1 protein-coding gene is annotated in these 1,397 nt (G+C 57.9%); it reads left to right on the top strand.

Translation table 11 applies throughout. The features are described from left to right. Window positions 1-778: 778 nt before the first annotated feature. A partial coding sequence (locus tag LQ956_RS14845) for a reverse transcriptase domain-containing protein (protein WP_347402226.1) occupies window positions 779-1,397 on the top strand: 619 nt, incomplete at its 3' end.

Raw genomic sequence — 1,397 nt, 5'->3', positions numbered from 1 at the left:
GCGCGCCGCGCAAAGCGCGGCGCATCTGGCCGGGTGTAAGTCCTGGCATGGAAAGGGTTAACCACCCACCATTACCGAGTGTTGCGCCTCTGGCGGAGCGGTGGCCGCGGTGAGAACTGAGGCTACAGGCGAACAAGAGAGGTGAAGCGTACACAGGGTACGTCACAGACCGGATGGGGATGCAGCCCCTTAGAGCTGGAATCGCTTCGAAAAGCCGTTCCGGATTGGCGAGCGTTGTAACGCGCGTGAAGCCTAAACGAACCGGGCGCATTGGTGAGCCTGGAGAGAGCCGGCGGAGTTCTCAAGCTACGGTATGTGACGAGAGATGCGTCGTGAACGCGGGAGGCCCTTGTGGCTCCTGAACAGTAAAACCTTTGGTAAACAATGACATATGGCTATTGAGGCACGAAGGAGAAATCTGGATACAGGGCTAGGCCGGAGTCAGGGTGAGCCTGAAAGGCCCGGTACAGGTAAGGAAAGCGGACCCCGAGAAAGGGAACGTGACCTGACGGCCACAGGGGAGTCGGATCACCTCATAATACTCCGAGACGGTAGAGCCGATCACATGGGGAAGGGGGTGACAGTCATACACAGTCCGCAAAGGCCACTCGCGCCGGACACTGTCGGGCCGGAGAACGACGAGCCAACCTTCCTGCGGGCGATATCCATCAAGGCGGGCACTGCGAAAGCCCACCGATTCCAGAACCTTTATGGCCTTCTGAATGAATCACTACTGCACCATGCATGGCGCACCCTGAATCAAAGGGGAGCCCCGGGCGTGGACAAGGTGACCATGGCCGAATATGGCAAGAACCTGAGTGAAAACATCAGACAACTGGTAGAACGCCTGAAACGTAACGAGTATCGAAGCCGGTTGATCCGGCGCCGGTACATTCCGAAGGGGAACGGCAAGGAACGACCGCTGGGAATTCCGGTGGTGGAAGACCGACTGCTTCAGGCGGCAGCACGCCTGCTGCTGGAGGCTATCTACGAAATGGATTTTCTCCCCACCAGCTACGGCTACCGGCCGAAGCGGGGTGCACAGCAGGCGGCCAAGGATCTCACCTATGAGCTGCAGTTTGGACGCCACGGTTATGTTGTCGAAGCCGACATCAAAGGCTTCTTCGACAATATTGACCATGACTGGCTGCTGCGGATGCTGGCGGAACGGATTGACGATAAACCATTCGTTGGTCTCATTGCCAGCTGGCTGAAGGCCGGAATCCTGGAGCGAGATGGATCTGTACTCCACCCGCATACGGGAACCCCACAGGGCGGTGTGATCTCGCCGATACTGGCGAACATCTATCTGCACTACGTGCTGGATGTGTGGTTTGAGAAGCGGATCAAGCCGAGCTGTGCCGGACAGGCGTACATCATCCGCTTTGCGGATGATT

This window comes from Ectothiorhodospira lacustris (assembly GCF_022227845.1).
Taxonomy (GTDB): Bacteria; Pseudomonadota; Gammaproteobacteria; order Ectothiorhodospirales; family Ectothiorhodospiraceae; genus Ectothiorhodospira; species Ectothiorhodospira lacustris.
The sequence above is the reverse complement of the archived record's forward strand: the minus strand, read 5'-3'. Positions and strand labels throughout refer to the sequence as shown.